The organism is Flavihumibacter rivuli (assembly GCF_018595685.2).
Lineage (GTDB): Bacteria > Bacteroidota > Bacteroidia > Chitinophagales > Chitinophagaceae > Flavihumibacter > Flavihumibacter rivuli.
The window spans coordinates 3,812,192-3,837,183 of record NZ_CP092334.1 but is presented as its reverse complement, the minus strand read 5'-3'; the positions used below and the strand labels follow the sequence as shown (position 1 = coordinate 3,837,183).

At 50.6% G+C, this 24,992-nt stretch carries 17 protein-coding genes; 14 read left to right on the top strand and 3 right to left on the bottom strand.

Features of this window, described 5'->3' with window-relative positions:
• Window positions 1–165: 165 nt before the first annotated feature.
• Together KJS94_RS16275 and KJS94_RS16270 are read left to right on the top strand one after the other, a co-directional pair.
• Entirely contained in the window at window positions 166–1,437 is a 1,272-nt protein-coding gene (locus KJS94_RS16275) for a DEAD/DEAH box helicase (RefSeq protein ID WP_214448378.1), read from the top strand.
• Between the two features lie 5 nt (window positions 1,438–1,442).
• Window positions 1,443–2,246 carry an N-acetylmuramoyl-L-alanine amidase gene (locus KJS94_RS16270; protein WP_214448379.1) on the top strand — a complete coding sequence of 268 codons (804 nt, stop codon included), beginning with the start codon at window positions 1,443–1,445 and terminating at the stop codon, window positions 2,244–2,246.
• 196 nt (window positions 2,247–2,442) lie between these two features.
• On the opposite strand, the gene KJS94_RS16265 is transcribed toward KJS94_RS16270, so the two are convergent.
• Both KJS94_RS16265 and KJS94_RS16260 read right to left on the bottom strand, forming a co-directional pair.
• Entirely contained in the window at window positions 2,443–5,634 is a 3,192-nt protein-coding gene (locus tag KJS94_RS16265) for a VPS10 domain-containing protein (protein WP_214448380.1), read from the bottom strand.
• Window positions 5,635–6,489: 855 nt separating this feature from the next.
• The gene (locus KJS94_RS16260) at window positions 6,490–9,840 is read right to left on the bottom strand and encodes a methylmalonyl-CoA mutase family protein (RefSeq protein WP_214448381.1); all 3,351 of its coding nucleotides are present in this window, start codon (window positions 9,838–9,840) and stop codon (window positions 6,490–6,492) included.
• 136 nt (window positions 9,841–9,976) lie between these two features.
• Between KJS94_RS16260 and KJS94_RS16255 the strand changes: the two genes are divergently transcribed.
• The 7 genes from KJS94_RS16255 to KJS94_RS16225 all read left to right on the top strand — a co-directional run bounded on the left by KJS94_RS16255 (window position 9,977) and on the right by KJS94_RS16225 (window position 17,350).
• A complete protein-coding gene (locus tag KJS94_RS16255; protein WP_214448382.1) occupies window positions 9,977–10,975 on the top strand; it encodes a DUF2157 domain-containing protein in 999 nt (332 codons plus the stop codon).
• The gene (locus KJS94_RS16250; protein WP_214448383.1) at window positions 10,953–12,128 is read left to right on the top strand and encodes a DUF1129 domain-containing protein; all 1,176 of its coding nucleotides are present in this window, start codon (window positions 10,953–10,955) and stop codon (window positions 12,126–12,128) included. The genes KJS94_RS16255 and KJS94_RS16250 overlap by 23 nt, the downstream gene beginning before the upstream one ends.
• Before the next feature lie 48 nt (window positions 12,129–12,176).
• Window positions 12,177–12,746, top strand: a complete 570-nt coding sequence (locus tag KJS94_RS16245; RefSeq protein ID WP_214448384.1) for a hypothetical protein — start codon at window positions 12,177–12,179, stop codon at window positions 12,744–12,746.
• 95 nt (window positions 12,747–12,841) lie between these two features.
• Window positions 12,842–13,795 (top strand): hypothetical protein, encoded by a 954-nt coding sequence (locus KJS94_RS16240; RefSeq protein ID WP_214448385.1) that lies wholly within the window; start codon window positions 12,842–12,844, stop codon window positions 13,793–13,795.
• Complete coding sequence (locus KJS94_RS16235; RefSeq protein ID WP_214448386.1) at window positions 13,776–15,323, top strand: vanadium-dependent haloperoxidase; 1,548 nt, start codon at window positions 13,776–13,778, stop codon at window positions 15,321–15,323. The genes KJS94_RS16240 and KJS94_RS16235 overlap by 20 nt, the downstream gene beginning before the upstream one ends.
• Window positions 15,324–15,342: 19 nt before the next feature.
• Complete coding sequence (locus tag KJS94_RS16230; RefSeq protein WP_214448387.1) at window positions 15,343–16,668, top strand: vanadium-dependent haloperoxidase; 1,326 nt, start codon at window positions 15,343–15,345, stop codon at window positions 16,666–16,668.
• A 157-nt stretch (window positions 16,669–16,825) separates the two neighbouring features.
• Window positions 16,826–17,350 carry a hypothetical protein gene (locus KJS94_RS16225; RefSeq protein WP_214448388.1) on the top strand — a complete coding sequence of 175 codons (525 nt, stop codon included), beginning with the start codon at window positions 16,826–16,828 and terminating at the stop codon, window positions 17,348–17,350.
• 622 nt (window positions 17,351–17,972) lie between these two features.
• Here the strand turns inward: KJS94_RS16225 and KJS94_RS16220 are convergent.
• Window positions 17,973–18,686 carry a hypothetical protein gene (locus KJS94_RS16220; RefSeq protein WP_239804197.1) on the bottom strand — a complete coding sequence of 238 codons (714 nt, stop codon included), beginning with the start codon at window positions 18,684–18,686 and terminating at the stop codon, window positions 17,973–17,975.
• A 356-nt stretch (window positions 18,687–19,042) separates the two neighbouring features.
• Here KJS94_RS16220 and KJS94_RS16215 point away from each other — a divergent pair, with 356 nt between their 5' ends.
• The 5 genes from KJS94_RS16215 (at window position 19,043) to KJS94_RS16195 (ending at window position 24,990) form a co-directional block, all read left to right on the top strand.
• Window positions 19,043–19,861, top strand: coding sequence for a penicillin-binding transpeptidase domain-containing protein (locus KJS94_RS16215; RefSeq protein WP_214448390.1), 819 nt, complete (start codon window positions 19,043–19,045; stop codon window positions 19,859–19,861).
• 200 nt (window positions 19,862–20,061) lie between these two features.
• Window positions 20,062–21,060, top strand: coding sequence for a VWA domain-containing protein (locus KJS94_RS16210; protein ID WP_214448391.1), 999 nt, complete (start codon window positions 20,062–20,064; stop codon window positions 21,058–21,060).
• On the top strand, window positions 21,057–21,683 hold the full coding sequence (locus tag KJS94_RS16205; protein ID WP_214448392.1) for a tetratricopeptide repeat protein: 627 nt from the start codon (window positions 21,057–21,059) through the stop codon (window positions 21,681–21,683). Before KJS94_RS16210 ends, KJS94_RS16205 begins: the two co-directional genes overlap by 4 nt.
• A gap of 171 nt (window positions 21,684–21,854) precedes the next feature.
• On the top strand, window positions 21,855–23,885 hold the full coding sequence (gene ispG, locus KJS94_RS16200) for a (E)-4-hydroxy-3-methylbut-2-enyl-diphosphate synthase (protein WP_214448393.1): 2,031 nt from the start codon (window positions 21,855–21,857) through the stop codon (window positions 23,883–23,885).
• Between the two features lie 142 nt (window positions 23,886–24,027).
• Window positions 24,028–24,990: an aldose 1-epimerase gene (locus KJS94_RS16195; RefSeq protein ID WP_214448394.1), complete on the top strand. Its 963-nt coding sequence runs from the start codon at window positions 24,028–24,030 to the stop codon at window positions 24,988–24,990.
• Window positions 24,991–24,992: the final 2 nt, after the last annotated feature.

The following is a 24,992-nucleotide window of genomic DNA, read 5'->3' as shown; positions in this document are numbered from 1 at the left end:
TTCTACTTTTGAGTGGGCAAAACTACTACAGAATTCCTTTATTAAGTCTATTTGTTTTATAGACTTATAAAATTACTTCTCCCACAACCGCCGCTCTATTGCCATTCCATCGTTCGCTTTTCCTATATTCCCTATCTTTACCCATCTCCTAATTAAATCAGATAAGTGAAGTTTAGCGAATTGAACCTTGATCCGGAACTGATGGAAGGCATAGATGCCACCGGATATGTTACCCTAACCCCCATCCAGGAACAAGTAATGCCCCCCATTCTGGAGGGGAAAGACATCATCGCCTCTGCCCAGACCGGCACCGGCAAGACGGCAGCATTCCTGCTTCCCATACTCAGCAAGCTGATCGCGCACCGCCATGAAGGCCATATCAGTGCCATCATCATTGTGCCCACCCGCGAACTGGCCGTCCAGATCGCCCAGCACGTGGAAGGCATTGCCTATTTCACCCCTATCAGCTCCATTGCCATATATGGCGGTGGTGATGGCAATGCGTTTGTAACCGAGAAGAAGGCCCTCACCAATGGGGTTGATTTAGTGATCTGCACGCCGGGTAAGATGATCGCCCACCTCAATATGGGCTATGTATCGCTCAAGCACCTGCAATTCCTGGTGTTGGACGAGGCTGACCGCATGCTGGACATGGGCTTCCATGACGATATCATGCGCATCATCCGCCAGATCCCCGAGAAACGCCAGACCCTCCTCTTTTCTGCCACCATGCCGGAAAAGATCAGGTCCCTGGCTAAAAAGATCCTGCACCAGCCGGTGGAAGTGAATATCGCCATTTCCAAGCCGCCGGAGAAGATCGTTCAGAAAGCCTATGTGGTATATGAACCCCAAAAGCTTCCCCTGATGACCAACCTGCTGAAGGAACTTAGTTTTCGCAGTCTCATCATTTTCTGCTCCCGCAAGCAAACGGTGAAACAACTCACCCAGTCGCTCAAAAGGGCCAAGCTGAATGTATCCGAGATCCACTCCGACCTCGAACAGTCAGGCCGGGAAGATATCATGCTGGGCTTCAAGAGCGGCAGGATCCCCATACTGGTAGCAACAGATGTGCTCAGCAGGGGCATCGATATCGACACCATTGATGTGGTAGTCAATTATGATGTACCACATGATGGTGAGGACTATGTGCACCGTATTGGCCGAACGGCCAGGGCCGAAAAGGATGGCGTGGCCATTACCCTGGTAAGCGACAAGGAGATCAACCGCTTTGCCCGCATTGAAGCGCTGATCGGTAAAGAAGTGGAAAAGGCGCCGGTGCCGGAAGCATTGGGACCTGCACCTGCCTACCAACCTTCCCAGCGAAGGTCGCGCCCACAAGGCCAGGGAAGCCATGGAGGTCAGGGAGGCCAGCAAAAACGCAGGAACTTCAAACCCGGTAACAGGACAGGACAGCCAAAGGGTAAACCCCAACAGTGACCATTATGCGAAAAATAGTTGTTAGCATCGTCCTCCTGGCGATGGTGGCTATTGCCTGTAGCCCTAACCCCTATGCCCGCACCAACAAAGCCTATCGCAAACAGGCGAAAACCTATGCGGGAAGATTGAGGGAAATGCCTCCGGCCAATTCCATGGATGATGCCGCCTATTGGGTGGGCACCACCAATTTTTCCATGCGCAAGCCCAATTATGTGGTCATTCACCACACTGCCCAGAACAGTTGTGAACAGACCCTGAAGACCTTTACCCTCACCCGCACCCAGGTGAGTGCGCATTACGTGATCTGCAGGGATGGTACCATCCACCACATGCTCAACGATTACCTGAGGGCACACCATGCAGGTTTGGCCAGATGGGGGAATAATACAGACCTCAACTCCTCCAGCATTGGCATTGAACTGGACAATAACGGCTTCGAATCCTTCGATGAACGCCAGGTCAACAGCCTGCTGCGTTTATTGGACACCCTGAAGGTCCGCCACAATATCCCCGCCGCCAATTTCATTGGCCATGGTGATATTGCCCCCACCAGGAAGAACGACCCTAACTGGCGATTCCCCTGGAAGCAGCTGGCAGATAAAGGCTTCGGGCATTGGTACCGCGATACCACTGGATTGGTCGTACCTGAATACTTTGACCATTTACAGGCACTGAAGATCGTAGGCTTCGATACCAAAGACAGCAGTGCGGCCATCCTTGCTTTCAAAAGGCATTGGTTACAGGACACTATCCCAGGAATGACCGAACCGGCCAAAAAGATCCTTTATAGCCTTCAACAGCAATATTGACCTCAGGGATAAACAAGACGGGAGCAATTCATTTGTAACCGACTATACTTTTCCACCAACACTTGAGAAGTGATGGTAAACTTTTGGGAAGCACACTAAGTTGCTACCTCCCCAAATGAAAAATGGTTTGGTGTAAGAAGCAGTGATGGTTGTCACCACTGCCCTTCCACCAAACCATTGCTATTTCTATTTCAGCTTACTTAGGCAACAACACCTTATCCATGTTCAGGCTCCTGCATAATGCATTGAATGCGGTCAGGTCCTTGCTGATGATCTCGTTGTATCGGTCCTTGTAAGGCTTCCACTGACCCTGCAAGGCAGCCAGCTGCGCCTTTTGGCCTTCGGTCACATAGGGGATGTTCACATCCATCTCCCCTTTCAGGAAGATATAATCGGCACTGATCTTATTGACGAAGTTGATGATATCATCATTGCTTTCCGCCTTATTCTGTACCACATCATCTTCCCAACTGTTGATCTTCCTGAGGATAGCCTTGCCCTGCTTATACACTTCCGTATAGTTGGCATCCTTCTCCACCAGGTCAAGCAATTGACCCAGCTGTGCTTTTGCCTTGCGCATCTTCAGCACTGATCCATGGATCTCACGGATATCCTGTTCAACCGCCTGCAATACCTGGTGCTGTTGGGCATATTCTGCCGGGGTCGCTTTGATCCTTGAATCGGCCAGCACCTTGAAGTTTACCGTTTCGCTTTGTCCGCCTGCCTGGATGGTCACGGTATAATTTCCCGGCGGCACCTTATGGCCTTCATAGCTTCCTTCAATGAATACGGTGGGCACACCCGGAAGGATAGGATAGCGAAGGTCCCAGAAGAAGCGGTTCAATCCTGCCTTACGGGAAAGTGTTGGCTCAGGTGATGGCCCACCAGGGAAGCCTGTATAATCCTTATCGGCAGTATCAGCAAACTGCCTCACCAATTCTCCCTGTTCGTTGCGGATGGTGAGCAGCACCCTTTGGCTATCTGCCAATGCAGGCAACTGGTAGTACAAGGACAAACCTGAAGCAGCATTGATCCCACTGAACAGGTTGGATGGTCCATGCTCATCGATCTCCCCATCCAACTGGCTTCCCCCGCTCACCCGGTAAGCATCTTCCGGCTGGATCAGTTTCAGGGTCTTGGTACCGGCCAACTGATCCGCATAACGCAAGAGGTAAAGATCATCGAGTATCCAGAAAGAACGGCCCATGGTAGCTGCAACCAGGTCACCCTTATGAACCTTCAGGTCGGTAATGGGGGTAACGGGCAGGTTCAACTGCAGTTGCTTCCACTGGTTGCCGTTGTCATAGGAAATATAGAATCCTGTCTCTGTTCCGGCATACAATAATCCTTTGCGCACATCGTCTTCCCTCACCACACGCGTATAGGCACCGTTAGGAATGCCATTATTGATCCTTGTCCAGGTCTTGCCATAATCGCTACTGCGGTAAATAAATGGCGTAAAGTCATTCTCCTTGTACTTTGTACAGGCGATATAGACCGTTGCCTTATCATGCGGCGATACTTCAATGCTGTTCACCAGGCATTCGGGCATACCGGCAGGGGTGATATTGGCCCAGGTGGCCCCACCATCCCTCGTTATATGCACCAGGCCATCATCGCTACCTGTATACATCACGCCTTTTTCATGGGGCGACTCCACCACATACGATAAGGTCGCATAGTTCTCTCCCCCGGCGCCTTCATTGGTATAAGGCACCCCACTGATGCCCATCTTGCTGGTATCATGCCTGGTCAGGTCGGGCGAAACAACTGTCCAGCTCTTGCCCATATCCGTTGTCTTGAAAAGTCGGTTACCGGCATGGTAAAAGGCATTGGGTTCATGCTTCGAATAAATGATCGGCGCGTTCCAGTTGAAGCGGTACTTCATGTCTTTGGGCTGCAGTGCCTGGTATTGGATGGGCGCCACCATCACCCCCTTGCCTTCCCTGATCTCCTGGTCCAGCAATTCAATGGTACCCTGGTAGCTTCCGCCCATAACATACTTAGGGTTATCAGGGTCGAATGCCAGGAAGGCACTTTCACCACCGGCGGAATAGGACCAGTCATTCACGCCAATGGTATAGCCATTGAGGCTCCGGCTCGCGATCATCACGGAAGTATTATCCTGCTGCCCACCGTACACATAATAAGGGAAGCGGTTATCCGCATTCACGCGATAGAATTGCGCCGTAGGCTGGTTATCCTGGCGGCTCCAGATCTGGCCTCCATTGAAACTGATGGCAGCGCCACCATCATTGGCCACGATCATGTTCTTGCTGTTCTTAGGATTGATCCACAACTGGTGGTAATCACCATGGGTGCCACGGATATTGGTCCATGTCCTTCCCCCATCCGCCGATTTCAATCCGGGTGAATTGAACACATAAACAGTGTTCTCATTCAGCGGGTCGGTAGCGATCTCAATATAGTACCAGGCGCGCTGGGTCAGGCGATGGTCTTTGCTGATCCTATTGAAACTATTCCCGCCATCATTGCTCACAAATAAACCACCCTGCTCTTTCTCTGTATCACTCTCCACCAGCGCATATACTTTTTTGGAATTTGCCCTGGATACTTCAATGGCCATCTTACCCTGTTCCTTAGGGATGCCATTTTCCAAACGCTTCCAGGTCTGGCCGCCATCTACAGACTTATACAAACCACTGCCGGGGCCTCCACTCTTAACCTGCCAGGGTAAACGACGATGGTCCCACATAGCAGCATAAAGGATACGAGGATTATTCATATCCATGCTCAGGTCGGCACAGCCGGTGTTCTCATCGATATAGAAGATCTTTTTCCAGGTCTGCCCGCCATCGGTGGATTGGTAAATACCGCGGTCAGCGGAAGGTCCATGCAGGGCGCCTTGTGCTGCCACATAAATGACATCGGGGTTGTTGGGATGGATCCTGATCGCAGCAATATGGCGGGTCATTTCCAATCCCATCTTCTTCCAGGTATCACCGCCATCGGTCGACTTATACACCCCGTCGCCATAGGAGGTCATAACCCCACGCGGGGCGTGTTCCCCCATTCCTACGACCACCACATTGGGATCGGATTCCGCAACGGCGATCGCGCCAACAGAACCTGTAGTGAAGAATCCGTCTGAGATATTCGACCAGCTCATACCGGCATCGCGGGTGCGCCATACGCCACCGCCGGTGGTACCCATGTAATAGGTCTGGGGATCATTCACCACACCGGCAACAGCCACGGAACGGCCACCACGGAAGGGACCGATATTGCGCCATTTAACAGGCTTGAGCCATTGGGAATGATCAGGTGCCGGGGCAGGTGTTGCCGCTGCCGGCTGCCGGCCTTTTTTCGGTTGTGCCCCGGCCGTTAGCGCCAGGGTCAAAAGGGAAAGAGGGATCAGGGATTTCATACCTTATGTGATTTGGGCTATGAAGCTAGGGAAAAATGGGGAGGAGAGGATGAGAAGATGTGGAGACCCGCCTGCGCTTAAGCTCCGGCGGGCGAGGAGTGATTCTTACGTTAACCATAATACCTAACCGATGATTTCTTACGCTGATGATTTAGAATCCAGTATTTTTCTTTACCCCATCAGGGTCTCCCGAAGGGGACCCTGATGTATAAATGGCGAAATGATTTATGCATCCACCTGCTATGCTCATCTTCCAACTACCCGTTGGTCAGAAGACACAACGGGGGTGACGGGGGGCTATTACATATTATCACCACATAGGACTTCTCTTAGAGAGTCCCCGATTGATCTCAACCCTACCATTCATCAGGGTCCCCTTCGGAAGACCCTGCTGAGGTGAAAAGGCAAAATAGTTAATTCATCCACCAGATAAGCTCATCTTCCAACTACCCGTTGGTCATAAAACACAACGGGGGTGACGGGGAGTGTTAAATCTTTTCACCCTATAGTGGTACTCTTCAATAGTCCCCAATGAATTTTCATCCAACCATTCATCAGGGTCCCCTTCGGGAGACCCTGCTGAGGTGAAGATGTGGGTACACGGTAGCCCCGTCGTCCCCCACTGAAATAAAAAAAGAGCGCAAAGGATGTTCACCCTTTGCGCTCTTCCCGTATCCTTCACCTGCCGATGCTAAAGCTAAGGCAGGCAAAGCGTTACATATGCAATGGTTGGGCACCCCTTCTGGTTGGCGTAAAAATCACACCTTGTCTGCCGTAGCTTCAGCGAAGGCAGATTTCCACATGTTCACATTTCCACATTTCCACATGTGCCCTCGCAGCGCAGCGCAGAGGGCCTTACATGTTCCTCCTATACTGCCCACCCACCTCATACAACGCATGCGTGATCTGGCCGAGGGAACAATACTTCACCGTCTCCATCAATTCCGCGAAGAGGTTACCGTTATTGGTAGCCACTGCTTTCAACCGTTTCAAGGCTGCTTCACGCTTTTCATCGTTGCGCTTCCAGAAGGCATGCAGGTTCTGGATCTGCTGCTCCTTCTCTTCCTTCGTGCTCCTGATCACTTCATTGGGAATGGTGGTGGGTGAACCTTTCTTATTGAGGAAGGTATTCACGCCAATGATCGGCAGTTCACCGGTATGCTTCAGCATTTCATAATGCAGGCTTTCTTCCTGGATCTTATTGCGCTGGTACATCCTTTCCATGGCACCCAGTACGCCGCCGCGTTCCGTGATCCTGTCGAACTCAGCCAGTACCGCTTCTTCCACCAGGTCGGTCAACTCTTCAATAAGGAAGGAGCCCTGGATGAAGTTCTCCGTCTTTGCACTGCCCAATTCCCTGTTGATGATCAACTGGATGGCCATGGCCCTGCGAACACTCTCTTCCGTAGGCGTGGTGATCGCTTCATCATAGGCGTTCGTGTGCAGCGAGTTACAGTTATCATAGATCGCATACAAGGCCTGCAGGGTAGTGCGGATATCATTGAAATCGATCTCCTGGGCATGGAGCGACCTGCCCGAGGTCTGGATATGGTATTTCAATTTCTGGCTCCTGTCATTTCCCTTGTATTTCTGCTTCATGGCCTTGGCCCAGATCCTGCGCGCCACACGGCCGATCACACTGTATTCAGGGTCCATGCCATTGCTGAAGAAGAAGCTGAGGTTGGGGGCAAAATCATCGATATGCATACCCCTGCTCAGGTAATATTCCACATAGGTGAAACCGTTGGCCAGGGTGAAGGCCAGCTGCGTAATGGGATTGGCACCCGCTTCCGCAATATGGTAACCACTGATGGAAACACTGTAGAAATTGCGCACTTTCTGCTGGATAAAATATTCCTGCACATCACCCATCAGCTTCAGTGCAAACTCGGTGGAGAAGATACATGTGTTCTGTGCCTGGTCTTCTTTCAGGATATCGGCCTGCACCGTACCACGTACCTGGCTCAGTGCTTCCGCCTTGATCTGCTCATACACTTCCTTCGGCAACACTTCATCACCGCTCAATCCCAGCAAACGCAAACCCAGGCCATTATGTCCTTCCGGCAAACGTTCAGGGGCCGCAGGGTTGTAATACACGGGTTTGGGCAGGTGGGCATATTTTGCCGCCAGCACTTCATTCACCTTATCCCAGTAATTATTGGCCTCGATCCATTTCTCACAGGCCTGGTCAATGGCCGCATTCATGAAGAAGGCCAGCAGCATCGGTGCAGGGCCATTGATGGTCATGCTTACAGAAGTGCGGGGATCACAGAGGTCAAAACCGCTGTAGAGTTTCTTGGCATCATCAACGGTAGCGATGCTTACCCCGCTGTTCCCGATCTTACCATAGATATCCGGGCGATAAGCGGGATCCTCACCGTAAAGGGTAACCGAATCGAAGGCGGTGGAAAGGCGCTTGGCCGGCTGGTCATGCGATACATAATGGAAGCGCTTATTGGTTCTTTCGGGTCCGCCTTCACCGGCAAACATGCGCGTTGGGTCTTCTCCCTGGCGCTTCAACTCGAATACGCCGGCAGTATAGGGAAACTCACCCGGCACATTCTCCTGCAATTGCCAGCGCAGGATATCACCCCAATCCTTGTACCTGGGCAGTACCACTTTCTTGATAGTAGTGCCACTAAGGGAGGTGGTGGTCAGGGGTTGGCGAATCACCTTATCGCGCACCTGGTATTCAAAGAATTCCTTGTTGTATTGTTCAAGCTTCGCCGGCCAGGAGTCGATCAGGGCCTTGCATTCCGGATGCAGTTGCGATTCGAATTTTTGACGCAGGTTCAATAATTCCGGGATATGGCTGGTTTCCTTCTCACCGATCACGCCATTGACCTGGTATAACTTTGAAGCAATGGTACATTGCTCCTTCACCCATAGGTCGTAGTTGCGGTTATTATCGGCTATCTCAGACAGGTAGCGTACCCTCCTGGGCGGGATGATCTGCGATTTGGTAGTGGTATCGCTGGTATGGGCATGCAGTTCGATGGAACCAAACTGTACTCCTGTCTTCTTCTCAATGGTCACCAGCAACTTTTCGAACAGTTCATTCACGCCGCTGTCATTGAACTGGGCGGCAATGGTGCCCACGATCGGCAACTCTTCATCCTTTGCTGTCCAGAGGCCATGGTTGCGCTTGAATTGCTTGCGCACATCATGCAGCGCATCCAGTGCACCACTCTTGTCAAACTTATTGATCGCCACTACATCGGCGTAATCGAGCATATTGATCTTCTCCAACTGTGAGGCTGCACCATATTCGGGGGTCATCACGTAGAGACTAACATCGCAGTAATCAAGAATGGAGGCATCGCTCTGGCCCACTCCTGCACTCTCCAGTATCACCAGGTCGAAGCCGGCAGCCCGGCAAATTTCAATGGCATCCTGCACATAGGCGCTGAGGGCGGTATTATCATCGCGGGTGGCCAGGGAACGCATATAGGCCCTGGGGGAACTGATGCTGTTCATCCTGATGCGGTCGCCCAGTAATGCGCCACCGGTCTTCTTTTTGGAAGGATCCACGGAAACAACAGCAATGGTCTTATCCGTGAAAGTATTCAGGAAGCGACGAACGATCTCATCGGTCACAGAAGATTTACCCGCACCACCTGTACCGGTGATGCCCAGCACAGGCGCTTTGGTGGCAGTTTGCACTTCCCCAGTTTCCAGCTTCAATCCATTCTCGGCATTGGTGATCTTCCTGGCAATGCTGCGCACATCCTTCACCTCACCAAGGGTCATGGGATTCGCATACTGGCCATTGCCATTGAGGGAGAAGTCACATTGCCTGATCACATCCTCGATCATCCCTTCCAATCCCATATGGCGGCCATCATCGGGACTATAGATCCTGGTGATGCCATAATGATGCAGTTCCCTGATCTCTTCGGGCAGGATGGTTCCACCACCGCCGCCAAAGATCTTGATATGCCCGCAGCCATTCTCTTCCAGCAGGTCTTTCATGTATTTGAAGAACTCCACATGCCCACCCTGGTAGCTCGTAATGGCGATACCCTGGGCATCTTCTTCTATGGCAGCTTCCACGATCTCATGCACAGAACGGTTATGGCCCAGGTGGATGATCTCGGCTCCCTTTGACTGCATGATGCGGCGCATAATATTGATCGCAGCATCATGTCCATCGAACAGGGAAGCAGCAGTGATGATACGGACTTTATTGGTCAAAGAATACCCCATAATACAAGCAATTTCAATTGAAGGCCAAAGGTACAACAGCCAACCCAAACACGAACAACTGTTAGTATGGAATCCCTTTCAAGGCTGGGCCAAAGAAGATATATTTACAAAATCATTTATAATAACCTTAACCTACATGTCGCAAAACTTTTTTGAATCCATGCACCGGCAGGGGCTGGTCGGTGAGGAATCAATGGGGAAGGTCCGGCAATTCTACAGCCAGCCCAGGCTCAGGATCCACAATGAACTTCGGCTGTTATTATACCTTGGGGTACTGCTGGTGAGCGGGGGTACCGGAATACTGATCTACAAGAATATCGACACCATCGGGCACCTGGCCATCATTGGGCTGGTTGGACTGGCATCGCTGGGCTGTTTTGGCTACAGTTTCAAACATGCCCCGCCCTTTCAGTGGCAAAAGACCGAATCACCCAGTGTGCTTTTTGACTACCTCCTGCTACTGGGCTGCCTCCTGCTGCTCATATTCTTCGGCTACTTGCAATACCAGTACCAGGTATTTGGCACCCGGTGGGGATTGGCCAGTTTCATCCCCATGTGCCTGCTCTTCCTGGCAGCCTATTATTTCGATCACCAGGGGGTACTCAGCATGGCCATTACAAATATGGCTGCCTGGCTGGGCATTACGGTTAACCGGGCAACAGCATATGGGATCACTGAGCTGAACGACAACAGGACCATCCTAACGGCAACGCTCATGGGCATATCACTGATCGTGGTGGCCCACGTATTGGCAACCCGGAAATACAAGCCCCATTTCTCCCCTACCTATCACCAGTTTGGGACACATATCAGTTATATCGCCCTGCTCGCGGGCCTTTTCCACTTCGACAGGATCTACCTGCTGTGGATGTTGGGCTTGCTGGCCCTGGGCGCCTATCATTATTTCAAGGCCTTCCGCGAAGGCTCCTTCTACTACCTGGTGGTCACCGTACTCTATCTGTACATTGGCGTCAGCTATGTGGTGTCCGCTAAAATATTGGGCAGCCTGTCGAACGATGTCGGACTGATCTATGCCAACCTCTTCTATTACCTGGGCTCGGCCGCACTCCTTTCAGGTTTGCTCATAAAGCTCAACAAGAAAATGAAACAACATGATCGCCTATCCAGTCAATGATTGCCAAAACCTATTGGTCAGGGAAATGGTGGACAATGCCGTAAAGCAGGAACTGGTCAAGCCATTGGAGGCGGCCAATATCAAATTGCGGTATCCCGTAAGGCTCTACACACCCAACGTTTTTATCCGCGTCGGACTGGCTATCCTGACCGTGGTGATCGTGAGTGCAGCTTTTGGATTGATGGGAATGCTAATGGGGTTTGACAGCTTGGGGAAGGCTTTCCCTTTCATATTATCGCTCCTCAGTTATCTAGGACTGGAATGGCTGATCAGGAACAAATACCATTTCAAGTCGGGTGCCGATGATATGCTGTTGTATATGGGATTGTCCTACCTGCTGCTATTCTTCAGCATCACCTTCGGGTTTGAAAGCTCCCAGGCACAATTCCTTACTGGTATCCTTTCCTTCCTGGTATTTTCGGTTGCAGCCTACCGTTACCTCGACAGGCTTTGTGCGGTGGCCGCATTACTGGGACTATTGTATAGCCTGGGAATGCTTCACCTCGTAATCATGCCGGCCCTTCGCAACTTCCTGCCCTGGACAGTAGCGCTGGTCTTTGCGGCAATATTCTTCCTGGCAAGGAAACTCAGGGGGAGCAAGCATTCCCTGTTGCACCAGGACGTATTGTACTGGACTGAAGCAGCAGCTGCACTGATCGCCTATGCCGCACTGCATTACTTCTTGGTGGAAAGGCTCAGTTTAATGCTTAACACTGTTAATGGAGCGAACAGTCTTGATGAGCATGCAGTGCTTCCCTTGGGCTGCTTGTATTGGGCATGGGCCGGGATCATTCCTTTTCTTTTCCTTTATTTCGGGATAAAGCAACACGACAGGCTCCTGATCCGGTTAGGGATACTGACCCTGGTTGTGCTACCGATCGCCATCAGGTATTATTACCAGATGTTTTTACCCGAGGTGGCGATGCTGGTGTATGGCACCTTACTCATTGCCATCACCTATTTCATCATCCGTTACCTGAGGCAGCACAAGACTGCATTCACCTATGAACCGGGTGGGGACCAGGCCGACCTGCTCCAGGCAGAGAACCTGCTCATCGCAGCCGGATTTGCCGGAACAGGGCAAACCGCCGCACCAGATACCCGGTTTGGGGGAGGCCAGTTTGGCGGTGGTGGCGCCGGTGGGGAATACTGATTTCCGGCATTTCCGGTTTGGCCATATGGATATTATCCTTACATTTAGATGTTGAAAAAACTAGCTGCCATACTTGTAATGGCCCTCTTCCTGTTCAACTGGGCAGGGTACCGGGTATATTTCTCCTATGTGGAGAAACAGGTGAATGCCCGTATGGAAGCGGATTTCAACAACGACAACTACGATGAGCAGGACCTCATCACCATCAAACTCCCGGTTTCCCAACTCCCCTATTATACCAACTCCCCCATCTTCGAAAGGGTGGATGGCGAGGTTTCGATCGGGGATATGCATTACAAATATGTCAAGCGCAGGATCTACAATGATTCATTGGAAGTGCTTGCCTTGCCGAACCCTGTAGCGAAGCACATCACCAATGCAAGGGATGAATTCTTCAAGATGGTCAATGACCTGCAGCAGGCCAGCTCTTCCGGCAAGACCAAGGCCCCGAAAGCCAACCTGCAATTCAAGAACCTGTTATCAGACTACTACGTTGACAATGAAATAAAGCTTCCTTCACCAGCAGTGCAAGAGCTTACTGCTGCATTTCCTTCCATGGATATTCAGTTGAAGGACATCAGGCTCCGCACGCCTGAACAGCCTCCCGACCAGGCATGATCTTTCCTTTACACAAAAATTGACCGGATCAATGCTGCATGGGAAAGGACGAACCTTTCCTGATTCGCTTATTTCATTATTTATCGCAAACAAACATGTTATCACGCATATTGAAAACTGCGTGCGGCCTGCTGGCATTCAGCCTTAGCTTTATGTCGCTGCACGCGCAAACGCCAACTGACGGCTTCACGATGAGCAAGGGAGAGCTTTGCCTCGTAGGTGCTTACGCACAGAGTTCATGGAAAGAGTATTGGGAAGGAACCCGCCTGAGGGAGAACCTGAATATCGGGACCTTCACTTCCAAAAGGATAATGCCCATGGCCGGCTATGGCATTACCGACCGATGGAATGTATTTGCAGGCTTGCCTTATATCAGCAACAGTTCCGATGCCGGGACCATGATGCCGAAAGAAGGCTGGCAGGACATATCCCTCGATGTCAAGTTCAAGGCTTTCGACAACAAGAACAAGAAACTCCGGCTGATGACCTTTTTCACAGCCGGCGGTTCCACACCTGTCAGCAATTATGTGCCCGACTTCCTTCCCTATTCAATTGGATTAGGCGCCACAACGGCTAAACTGGGCGTAGTAGAGCAGGTAGAACACCAATCAGGTCTTTTTGCCACCCTTTATACAGGTTACCAGATGCGCAGCAAGATCGATGTGGAGCGCAGTTCCTATTATACCGACAGGCAGTATTACAGCAAGGAAATGGCGGTGCCCGATGTATGGGAAGGAAGTGTGCGCATTGGCTACAACAAAAAGCTGGGAAGGATCCATGCCGCATACAACTGGAACATCAGCACCAGCGGTACGGATATGAGGCGCAATGATATGCCTTATCCGGGAAACAAGATGGACGCCCAAACCATTTCAATCGGTGGCCTGCTCTGGATACCCCCCGTAAAAGGCCTTGCCGTGCATGCCATGGCAGACCAGGTGATCGCAGGCAGGAACATGGGTAAGGCCTTTACCTGGATGGCCGGACTGCAGTATGTTTTCAAACCTTTCCAAAAAAAGCAAAAAGACAATGAGACCAAGCAACAATAAGCTATTCGCACTGTTGGCCGGCGCCGGTATTTTTATGGCAGCCTGCTCCAAGAATGTAGAAGAAAGGGTAACACCTACCTTTGAACCCACCACCACAGAATCCAATGGCGGCAACTGGAAGACACTGCTGATCGGCAATCCCGAAAGCATTGCCATTCCTGCACCCGCAGACATCAATAGCAATGCCTACCAACAGGAACTGGCCGATATCAAGGCAGCCCAGGCATCCTTATCCGACGAAGAGAAAGAGCTGATCAACCAATGGAAAGGCAGCGGACTCATCAAATGGAATGAGGTGGCAAGGGAAATGGTAGCAGCTTACAACCTTCCTCCTGAAGCCAACCCGGACGGCACCTACCCCGTTCCCAGTGCTACTAACCCTGGCGCCTACCCGAAGTTTCCTTTTGCCAATCCTCCCTATGCCTCAAGGGCCTATGCTTACCTCCACGTTGCCCTATATGATGCACTGGTTACCTGCTGGAAATACAAGTTCCAGTACAACAGGAAATCACCCAGTGTAAACGACAACAGCATCAAGGCACTGGAAACCGTGCAGCAGGACCTGCCCTCCTATCCGTCAGAGGACGGCGTGATCAGCCAGGTAGCCTACCGCATGCTGAAAGTGATGTTCCCTAATGATACCCTGAAATTTGAGCAGCTGCGCGACAACCAGCAGCAAGCCAAAATATTATCCGGCGTGGCAAGTCCTTCTGACGTGGCTGCCGGAGAAGCCATTGCCAATGCAGTGGCCGACAAAGTACTGGCCCGTTACCGTACCGATGGCATGGGGCAGGCAGTGGGTAACCCAACCCTTTGGGCACAACTGGAAGTGGATGCTGTTGCCCATGGCACATCAACCCCATGGAAGAGCATGGAAACCCCAGCCCGTCCACCCATGTTGCCTTTCTTTGGCAATGTAAAGCAGTGGCTTATCAGCACCGCACAACGCGACTCCCTCCGTCCGCCACCACCACCAGCCATCGGCTCACCTGAGTACCAGAAAGCACTGGACGAAGTGTTGCATTACAGCAAGAACCAAACCAGTGAAACCTGGCGCATTAACCAGTTCTGGGCCGATGGGGCGGGTACCTATACCCCACCCGGTCACTGGAACGAGATCGCCTGTAATTCCATTGCGGCCAACCAGTTCAGTGAACTAAGGGCTGCCAGGGCTTTAGCCTTGATGAATATGGCCATCCAGGATGCCGGCATCAGCTGCTGGGATGCAAAGACCTATTATTTCTATCCAAGGCCTTCCCAAATGAACACAGCCATCAAAACAATTGGCCTTCCCAATTTCCCCTCATACACCTCAGGGCACTCAACCTTCTCCGGTGCAGCTGCCACGGTTCTAGGCTATGTCTTTCCGGGGGAAAAAGCGAAGTTTGAGGCGATGGCCCAGGAGGCTAGTCTTTCCAGGATCTATGGCGCCATTCACTATCGTTTCGATTGTGAAGCAGGCCTGAAATGCGGCAATGCCATTGGATCTTTTGCAGTGAAGCTTGGACAAAATGATGGTGCAAACTAATTGATAGAAATAACCCAATATGCGAATAGTTTTTGTATTACTGGTTTCATTAGTAGTGTTAGGTTCCTGCCAACAAAAAGGCGACTACAAGAAAGGCATACATGACCCGATCCTTTTTGCCAGGACCGTTAAGAAGCTGAACAATGTGGTGCTGGAGAACAACTTCCCACCCATGATCGCCAGCCGTAACTATGTCTATGCATCCATTGCAGCCTATGAAGTAGTGGCAGCGGGTGCCCCCCGGCAGTTTGAAAGCCTTGCCGGCCAGATCAGCCATATGCCGGCAATGCCAAAACCGACCGATACGGCCAATATTGATTTCCCAATGGCTGCTATGTTGGCCTTCACCAAGGTGGGCAATGCCGTAACCTTCCCTGAAGGCAGCCTGATGGGCTATTACGAAGAATTGCTGAATATGGCTGATAGCCTGGGGATGCCTTCCGCTATCCAGGAGGGAAGCAAGGCCTATGCAGACACCGTGGCAGCTGCCATTATGAAATGGTCCAAAGGCGATAACTACGCCCAAACCAGGTCAGCTACCCGTTACACGGTAACCTCCGAAGATGGAAGATGGGTACCCACTCCGCCGATGTATGCACAGGCTGTGGAGCCCCATTGGATGGAGATCAGGACCATGGTGCTGGACAGCGCTTCCTCCTGTAAGGCAGCTATGCCTCCGGCTTTTAATATCAGCGACAAGAACAGCGCTTTTTACAAGGCCATGATGGAAGTGAAGCAGGTGGGGGATAGCCTGACAGAAGAACAAAAGCATATCGCGGACTTTTGGGATGACAATCCATTCAAGTTGAACGTCAGCGGACATGTGATGTTCGCAACCAAAAAGTTCTCCCCTCCCGGCCACTGGATGAATATTGTAGGCATCGCAGCGAAGAAATCCGGAGCAGATTTCAATACTACCGTTGCCGCATATACGAAAACAGCCATTGCATCATTTGATGCTTTCATCAGTTGCTGGGAAGGGAAATACACCTACAATTATATCAGGCCCGAAACAGTGATCAACAAATACGTATCACCCGATTGGAGGCCCTATATCCAGACGCCTCCGTTCCCCTCCTTCCCCAGTGGCCATGCCACGGTATCCGCCGCGGTGGCGGAAGCTATGACCAGCATGTTTGGGGATAACCTCCGCTTCACGGACACGTCGCTGCTGGAGTTCGGCATTGCCAACAGGGAGATCACTTCTTTCCGCAATGCCGCTAAAGAAGCAGCTATGTCAAGACTTTACGGCGGTATCCACTTCCGGTTCGACAACGATCTGGGCGCGGAATCTGGAAAAAAGATCGGGGAACTGATCGTCAACAGGCTGAAGATGAAAAAATGAGCCATTGACGGGCAACAAACCAGGCATTGAGCAGTCACTATAGGTTTTACTTGTCGTTTGTTTTTAGTCGGTTTATTGACCAGGGCTGAACCACAAAAGGTTCAGCCCTTTTTAATTACCTGTTTAACACCCATCTTTGTAAACATCAATCATAAAAATGCGCTTCACATTTCTCCTCTTACTCACCCTGGCAGGAAACAGGCTCCTGGCCCAGCAAACAAATACAGAATTCCCTGCCACCTGGACCGGAAAATGGAAAGGCACCATGACCTGGTACCAGGGTACGGCCAAACGCCAGGATGTACCCATGGAGCTACATATCCTCCCAACCGACAGTGCCGACCAATTCACCTGGCGGCTCATCTACGGCACCAACCAGTCAGATTACAGACCCTATATCCTGAAGCCTTACGATAAAACAAAAGGCCATTGGCTGATCGATGAAAAGAACAGCATCGTAATGGACCAGTTCCTCATCGGGAACAAGTTTTGCGGCAGCTTTACCGTCAGCGGCAATACCATCATGAACAATTATTGGCTGGAAGGCGATAGCCTTATGGTGGAATTCTACAACATCCAGGAGAAACCCATTGCCATCACTGGCGGCGGCGATACTACCATTCCCAAAGTAAAAAGCTACGGGGTACGCAGTTACCAAAAAGCGGTATTGAAGCGGTATTGATCAAAATGCTGTAATTCTCCCCATCAGAGATTGGGCCACGAAGGCTCGAAGGCACTAAGTTACACTAAGGCGTCTTTGTGTTCCTTTGAGCCTTCGAGCCTTCGTGGCCCCACTTCCACCCCATCAGGATCCTCTTCTAAACAGACAGAATGAATTTTTCACCCCATCAGAGTCTCCCGAAGGTCCTACCGTGTACCTGCATCTTAAGGTGCTATTTCCTCGTTTGGAAGGTGAAGCAATTAAACAATAGCTATTGCCCTGAACAATGGTTGGCGTTTTGAGACCCGGAGGGTCTCTTTGTTTGTAGCATAGCATCGATTATCGGTTAGGCTCCACGAGCCCCGTAGGGCGCTCTTTATTTGTATTCAATCACCCTGCTGTCGCTACAAATAAACAGCACCCTACGGGGCTGGATCACATCACTACCACCTTGCTGCAAAGAAGCAGCCCCGCTGGGGCTGGGCAGCATCACTATCCCGTCTACCCTTTAGCAGACCGCGCTGAGGTGTTAAGTAAGTGAAAAGATGTGGGTAGACGGTAGCTCCCGAAGGGAACCCTGATGTGCAAAAGGAAGGAAGTCCATCGGGAACCTCTTCGTGGGAGACCACGCTGGGATACAAGGTCAAAGGACACGGGGCTTTAATCCCCTTAAACCCATATCCACAACTTTTTCTTTTTTAAGGGGCTCCCAAAAACCATTAGGATAAGTATCTACCCATTCAAAACTTTTATTGGTACTAAAGGATGCCTCGATCACAATGTCTTTGGTTTCCTTGCCGGTGATCACCAGCTTGCCGGGTTCAAATGCCGCTGTTACCACACAGGAACCCTGTGGAATGGGGGATGTCTGGAATAATGGGTTAACAACGGTTGTGCTTCCTTCCGGGGCCTCTCCGGAAGAAGTTATGGGTTGCGGGATGCCTAATGATGAAAAATCTGCTTCGAAACCCCAGAAACCTTGTTTCCTGTTTCCATTAACGCTGATCACCCCATTCTTCACCTTAAAGCTTTCAATATAGTTGTTGAATCCTACGAAACTGGCCAGTGTACCGGTAAAAGTCCGGTTGATGGAAACCCCACTAACTGTTGTGTCTAAGCGAAATGGGAGTTCAAAGTTCTGGTAGGCAAGGGATATTCGCAGCCATTCATAAGTGCCAGGGGGTACTTGCTTCAAAGGAATGCTAAAGAAAATTTCCCCATCCCCTGCAAAAACCGATTGCTTAAAATCAATGGCATTGCTGCCACCTGCCGTTGTTTCAGGTGCATGGTAAACAACCGCCCCGGTCCCCAACAGCGTAAAAGCAGAGGGTGCCAGTTCTATGTAATGAGCGCTCATTTTATTCATTCTAGGGCTAAGCGCTGCATTCCCGGGAGGAATGACGGAGGGTTGGCCAATGTTGTTCAGCCGGACCTGGGTGGAATCAAACCTATACCTGAAAACAAGGCTGGGAACCTCACCAACCATGCAACAATCCTTCCCCTCCTTACTACAGGCACCAAGCACAAACATTAAAAGAATCATCAATACAAAGTTTTTCTGGCGATTCATGTCAGCCTCTTTATTGTTCCAACGTAAAAGGGTAAGCAAATAGTATAAGCAATTCAGCCCATTTTCTCTTTAATACCCAAGCTGGCGAAGCCCCTCCCTTTGTGTCCCCAAACCGCAATATATTTGCGCTTCAAATCCAGCATATGCGTTTCCTGATCGGACTTTCTATAGTGCTTCTTGGCCTAACCGCCTGTTCACCCAATAATGTCAAGGAAGATAAAAGTCTTGAACAGTTCTTCACCGACAACAAGGTAACCGGTGTGTTCGGCCTCTTTGACAATGGCCAGGGCAACTTCACCATTAGCGACAAGAAGCGATTCAGGGACAGCGCCTACCTGCCGGCATCCACCTTCAAGATCGTCAATTCCCTGATCGGCATTGAAACCGGCCGGGTAAAGGATGATAGTACCGTCATTCCCTGGGATGGGAAGGTTCGTTCCATTGAGAACTGGAACCAGGACCTGAGCATGTACCGGGCCTTCCGTTACTCAGCCGTTCCCTGGTTCCAGGAATTAGCCCGAAGGATCGGTAAGGATACCATGCAGCGCTGGCTGGATACCCTTGGCTATGCGAGCCGCTATGGAAGGGCCACCATCAATAAGATCGATACCTTCTGGCTGGACAATAGCATCAAGATAACTCCCGATGAGCAATTAGGGTTGGTCAAGAAACTCTATTTCGACCAGTTACCCTTCCAGCGCAGGACACATGAGATCGTGCGCAGGATGATGCTGTTCGAGGACAATGCCAACTACAAGCTCAGCTATAAAACCGGCTGGGGAAAGAACGAGAGAGCCGAAAACACTGCCTGGATCATCGGCTGGATCGAGGAAAACAAGCACCCCTATTTCTTTGTCCTGCAGGTTAGCTCAAAAGACCCTGACGCCAAAATGGATGTTATCCGCATGAATATCCTGAAAGGCATCCTGAAGCAAATGGGCTTCATGGAAGGAAAGAAGTAATGGGCATGAAGACGGCGTTGCAATAACAAGGTTCCCACCCGTATAAAGAAAACAGTTAGTTCCCTTCGCGGCATGATGGAATGCCAGGTCCATCAATGGGAGCGGTTGAGCACTAGGATTGTACCTTGAAGCCGTTTACCGTCCAAAAAACATTGGCTTCATTTTTGCCTTTCTCCCGTTATATTGCAAAAAAGCCATCCTTGTTTCGATTTGAACATATCTACTTCCTGCCCGCGCTTGGCCTGGTGGCCATCCTGGCAGGACTCTTTATCTACCTCAACAGTTGGAAAAAAAAGACCGCTGCCAGGATCGGCGAACCGGAATTGGTAAAAGCCATTACAGCCAATTTCTCACCGGCAAAATTCAGGCTAAAGGTCATACTGGCCCTGGTTGCCCTTGCCATGATGGTGATAGCCATTGCCAACCCACAAACCAGGGGCAAGCAGGAAAACATCAGGAAGCAGGGCCTGGATGTCATGATCCTGATGGACGTGAGCAAGAGCATGCTGGCCCAGGACGTGAAACCTAACCGCCTGGAAAAATCCCGCCAACTGGTCAGCAAACTGATCGACGAACTCAAGGATAACCGTGTAGGATTGATCTGGTTTGCCGGAAGATCCTACATGCAGATGCCATTAACGGCCGACCTCGCAGCAGCACATATGTACTTGCAGAATGCAGGTCCTGATGCCGTTCCCACACAGGGAACCGTTATCGCAGAAGCACTGAAGATGGCCGGCACCGCCTTCAATGCAAAGGAAAAGAAATACAAGGCCATCGTACTGATATCAGACGGGGAAGACCATGACCCGGAAGCCCAGAAGGTTGCCCGCAGCCTGGTAGAAGCGGGAGTCATGATCAATACAGTGGGGGTAGGATCACCCGAAGGCAGCACCATCTTCGATCCTGAGACCAATGATACCAAAAAGGATGCCCAGGGCAGGACCGTTGTCAGCAAATTGAATGAACAGGAACTGAGGAACCTGGCCAGCACCGGCAATGGCGTCTATGTTTTCCTGCAGGACCCTGCCGCGGCAGCCAATACCATCCGCAAGCAATTGGGAACAGTTGAACAAAAGACCCTGGAGGATAGTTCCTTCATCCAATACGAAACCTATTTCTATATCTTCCTGGCCCTGGCCTTACTGGCCCTTTTGGCTGAACCATTCATTGCCGACCGTAAAACACCCGCCCTATGAGAGCCTGCTTATGTTTCCTGGTCCTTTCCTGTTGCAGTGGTACCATTTCCTTTGCGCAGCAAGGCAATGCTGAACTGATCGAAGGCAATAAATTCTACCGGGAAGGCCAATACGAAAAAGCCATCGGGTCCTATAAGAAAGCGGCAGAAAAATCCCCCAATGATCCCAGGGTCATTTACAATAGCGCCAATGCCTTGCAAAAAAAGGGTGATGCAAATGCAGCCCTGGAAGGCTACCAGCAATTGATCGCAGCTAACAAGGACAAGTCGGTGACCCAGCAAGCATGGTACAACAAAGGGGTTGTGCACCAGCAGAACAAACAGTTGGAGGAAAGCATTGCAGCCTGGAAAGAAGCCCTTAAACTGGATCCCGAAGACAAGGAGGCTCGTGAGAACCTCCAGAAAGCACTGAGGGAAAAGAAAGAGCAGGAACAAAAAAAGCAGGACCAGCAACAGCAGCAGAAGGAACAGAAACAACAAAAACAACCTGAGCCACCACCAAGTAAGCTGAACCAGAAACAGGTAGAGCAATTATTGAAAGCATTGGAGCAGAAAGAAAAGGATGTCCAGAAAAAAATGCAACAAAAGAACGCTTCCCCCAGGCAACCGGAAAAAGACTGGTAATCCATACTCTATCTGCAGAAGGACGTCTGTCATACCCTTCATTCATATGCAAAATAATTCCAATACCTACCAGCAATGGCAGTTATTGCCAGTTGGAATAAGGCCATTCAAACATCCTCCTGCTTTCTTTGTTAATTTGCAGCCTTGAGTCCTAAAAATCAAGCACCCCTTATGCAGGCTTATTGCGAATCGTTGACCAGCTATAAAAGACTGATCACCAAAGAAGTTAAGATCGGCGACCTGTTGCTGGGAAATGGTCACCCCATCAGGGTCCAGACCATGACCACCACCGACACGATGGATACCATTGCCACCGTAGAGCAGACCATCCGTTGTATTGAAGCCGGTGCTGAACTGGTGCGCATTACAGCCCCCAGTAAAAAAGAAGCCGAGAACCTCCTCAATATTCGCAATGAACTCAAGAAGCGTGGTTATGCTGTCCCACTCGTTGCAGATATCCACTTCACGCCCAATGCCGCCGAAATTGCGGCCAGGATCGTGGAGAAAGTGAGGGTGAACCCCGGCAACTATGTTGACAAGAAGAAGTTTGAACAGATCGAATACACCGACGCCGAATATGCGGAGGAAATAGAACGTATCCGCGAAAGGTTTACCCCGCTGGTAAAGATCTGCAAGGAATACGGAACGGCCATGCGCATTGGCACCAACCACGGCTCCCTGAGCGACAGGATCATGAGTCGCTATGGCGACACCCCCATGGGAATGGTGGAAAGCGCCATGGAGTTCCTGCGCATCGCCAGGCTAGAGAGCTACCACAATATCGTCCTGAGTATGAAGGCCAGCAACCCACAGGTAATGGTGCAGGCCTACCGGTTGCTGATCCAGCAAATGGACCAGGAATTTGGAGAATGCTACCCCTTGCACCTCGGTGTTACTGAGGCCGGCGACGGTGAAGATGGAAGGATCAAGTCTGCCATCGGTATTGGCTCGTTGCTGGAAGACGGTATTGGCGATACCATACGGGTATCCCTAACCGAAGATCCCGAATTCGAGATCCCGGTATGCCGTGACCTGGTGAAGCGCTATGCCAACCAACCCGCAGCCCAACCTGAAAAAGAGCCCAGCAGGGTTCCGGCAATAGATGCAGGCAAGCTGCCTTATTCCCCCTTCACCTATCAAAGAAGGGAAAGCATGGCCATTAAGAACATTGGTGGCAAACAGGTACCGGTCGTGATCGCAGACCTTAGCAGGATCGATTCCATCACCCCCCATCACCTGGAGAGTATCGGCTACCATTACGATGAAGCCACTGACAAGTGGAGCATCGGTGATGCCGCTGCAGATTATATTTTCACCGGACACCAGACACTCAACTTCTCCTTACCGGGCACCCTGGGCGTCATCTGTTACCCTGAAACATGGGAACAAGCCATGACCGGCAAAACACCTTCATCAGGCCAATACTATCCCATCTTCCAGGATAGCGGGTATTGCAATGCCAGTATCAAGGATGAAGCACTCAACTTTGTGATGGTAGATTGCTACAATGATGACACCCCTTTCAATGACACTCCCTACCTGGACAAGCTGGCCAATGACCCTGCGGTTGTGCTTTGCCTGAGCAGTACCAACCAGAATGCGATGCAATCCGTTCGGCGCATGTTCATGGAACTGCAGGCCAGGAAGATCAATAACCCGGTTGTATTGATGACGGATAGCAATCACCATACACCCGATGAGCACCTGATCCATTTCGCAACGGAGACCGGCTCCCTGCTACTGGATGGTTTTGGCGATGGCATATGCCTGGGATATTCCTCAAAGGCAACCATGGATACCATCAAAGTGAGCGGACGTACTTACCTGGAAGTAAAGGACATCTACCAGTTCACCAACAATACGGCATTCTCCATCCTGCAGGCCACACGTACGAGGATATCAAAGACAGAATATATTTCCTGCCCGAGTTGCGGCAGGACGCTTTTCGACCTGCAGGAGACCACTGCAAGGATCCGCGCCGTGACCAACCACCTGAAAGGGGTGAAGATCGCCATCATGGGCTGCATCGTGAATGGACCAGGGGAAATGGCCGATGCGGACTTCGGCTATGTAGGCAGCGGCCCGGGCAAGATCACCCTTTACAAAGGAAAGGAGATCGTCAAACGAAATGTGGAAAGTGAAGTAGCAGTAGAGGAACTGATCAACCTGCTCAAGGAAAATGGGGCATGGGCAGAACGCTAAACCTGCATAAAACTATGGCTACAATAAAATAAAAAAGGATGGGGAGCACCCATCCTTTTTTATGCGCTATCACGCCAATGCCTGGTGGGATTATTGCCGCTTGGGGGTATATTTACCAGAATAAAGCAGAACCCTAGTCACTATGTCATTTTCCATTACCACCTCCGAACGCAAAGGCATCCACCTTATCCAACTTCATAACGAAAAGGAAGCTGTTACAGCTGCCATTGCCATTGACCATGGCGCCATGTTGGATGCATTGACCGTATCATGGCATGGCCAATCAATGAATATCATCGATAACTATGAAGATAGTGCAGCCATTGCCCAAACCCTGTCACTGAGCTACAAGAGCAGTAAGATGTCGCCTTTTGCCTGCAGGATCCCCAATGGACAATACACCTGGAAGGGACAGTTATTTGAGTTCCAGAACAAATTCATTGACGGCAGCGCCATTCACGGGTTGTTATTCAATAAACCATTCCAGGTAAAGGAGACCACAGTAACCGATTACCATTGCTCTGTATTGATGGAATACGAATACCATGCAGATGATCCCGGTTATCCCTTCCATTATAGCTGCAACATACGTTATACCCTTTTCCCCAACAGGACCCTTCAATTGCAGACAACAGTTACCAACCTTGACCAACAGGACCTTCCGATGGCTGATGGCTGGCATCCCTATTTTACGCTTGGCGATACTGTAGACGATTACCTCTTGCAGTTCCCTAGTGAAGGCATGGTGGAGTTTGATGAAAAACTCATTCCAACAGGCCGCATCCTTGACTATGACCGATTCAATGACCTGGCCAAATTCGGTGATACCAAACTGGACAATTGCTTCCTGTTGCAGGAGGGACAATATGCTAACGCCTGCCAACTCGTGAATCCTAAGAATGGATTGCATCTGACTATTTCCACTGACGAAAACTATCCTTATCTCCAGATCTATACCCCTGACCACAGGAAAAGTATAGCCCTGGAAAATCTCTCCGGCGCACCCGATTGTTTCAACAATAAAATGGGCCTTGTTTTATTGCAGCCTGGAACATCCAAACAATTTACCACACATTATAGGGTAGATATCAAAGGGAACGCTTAACT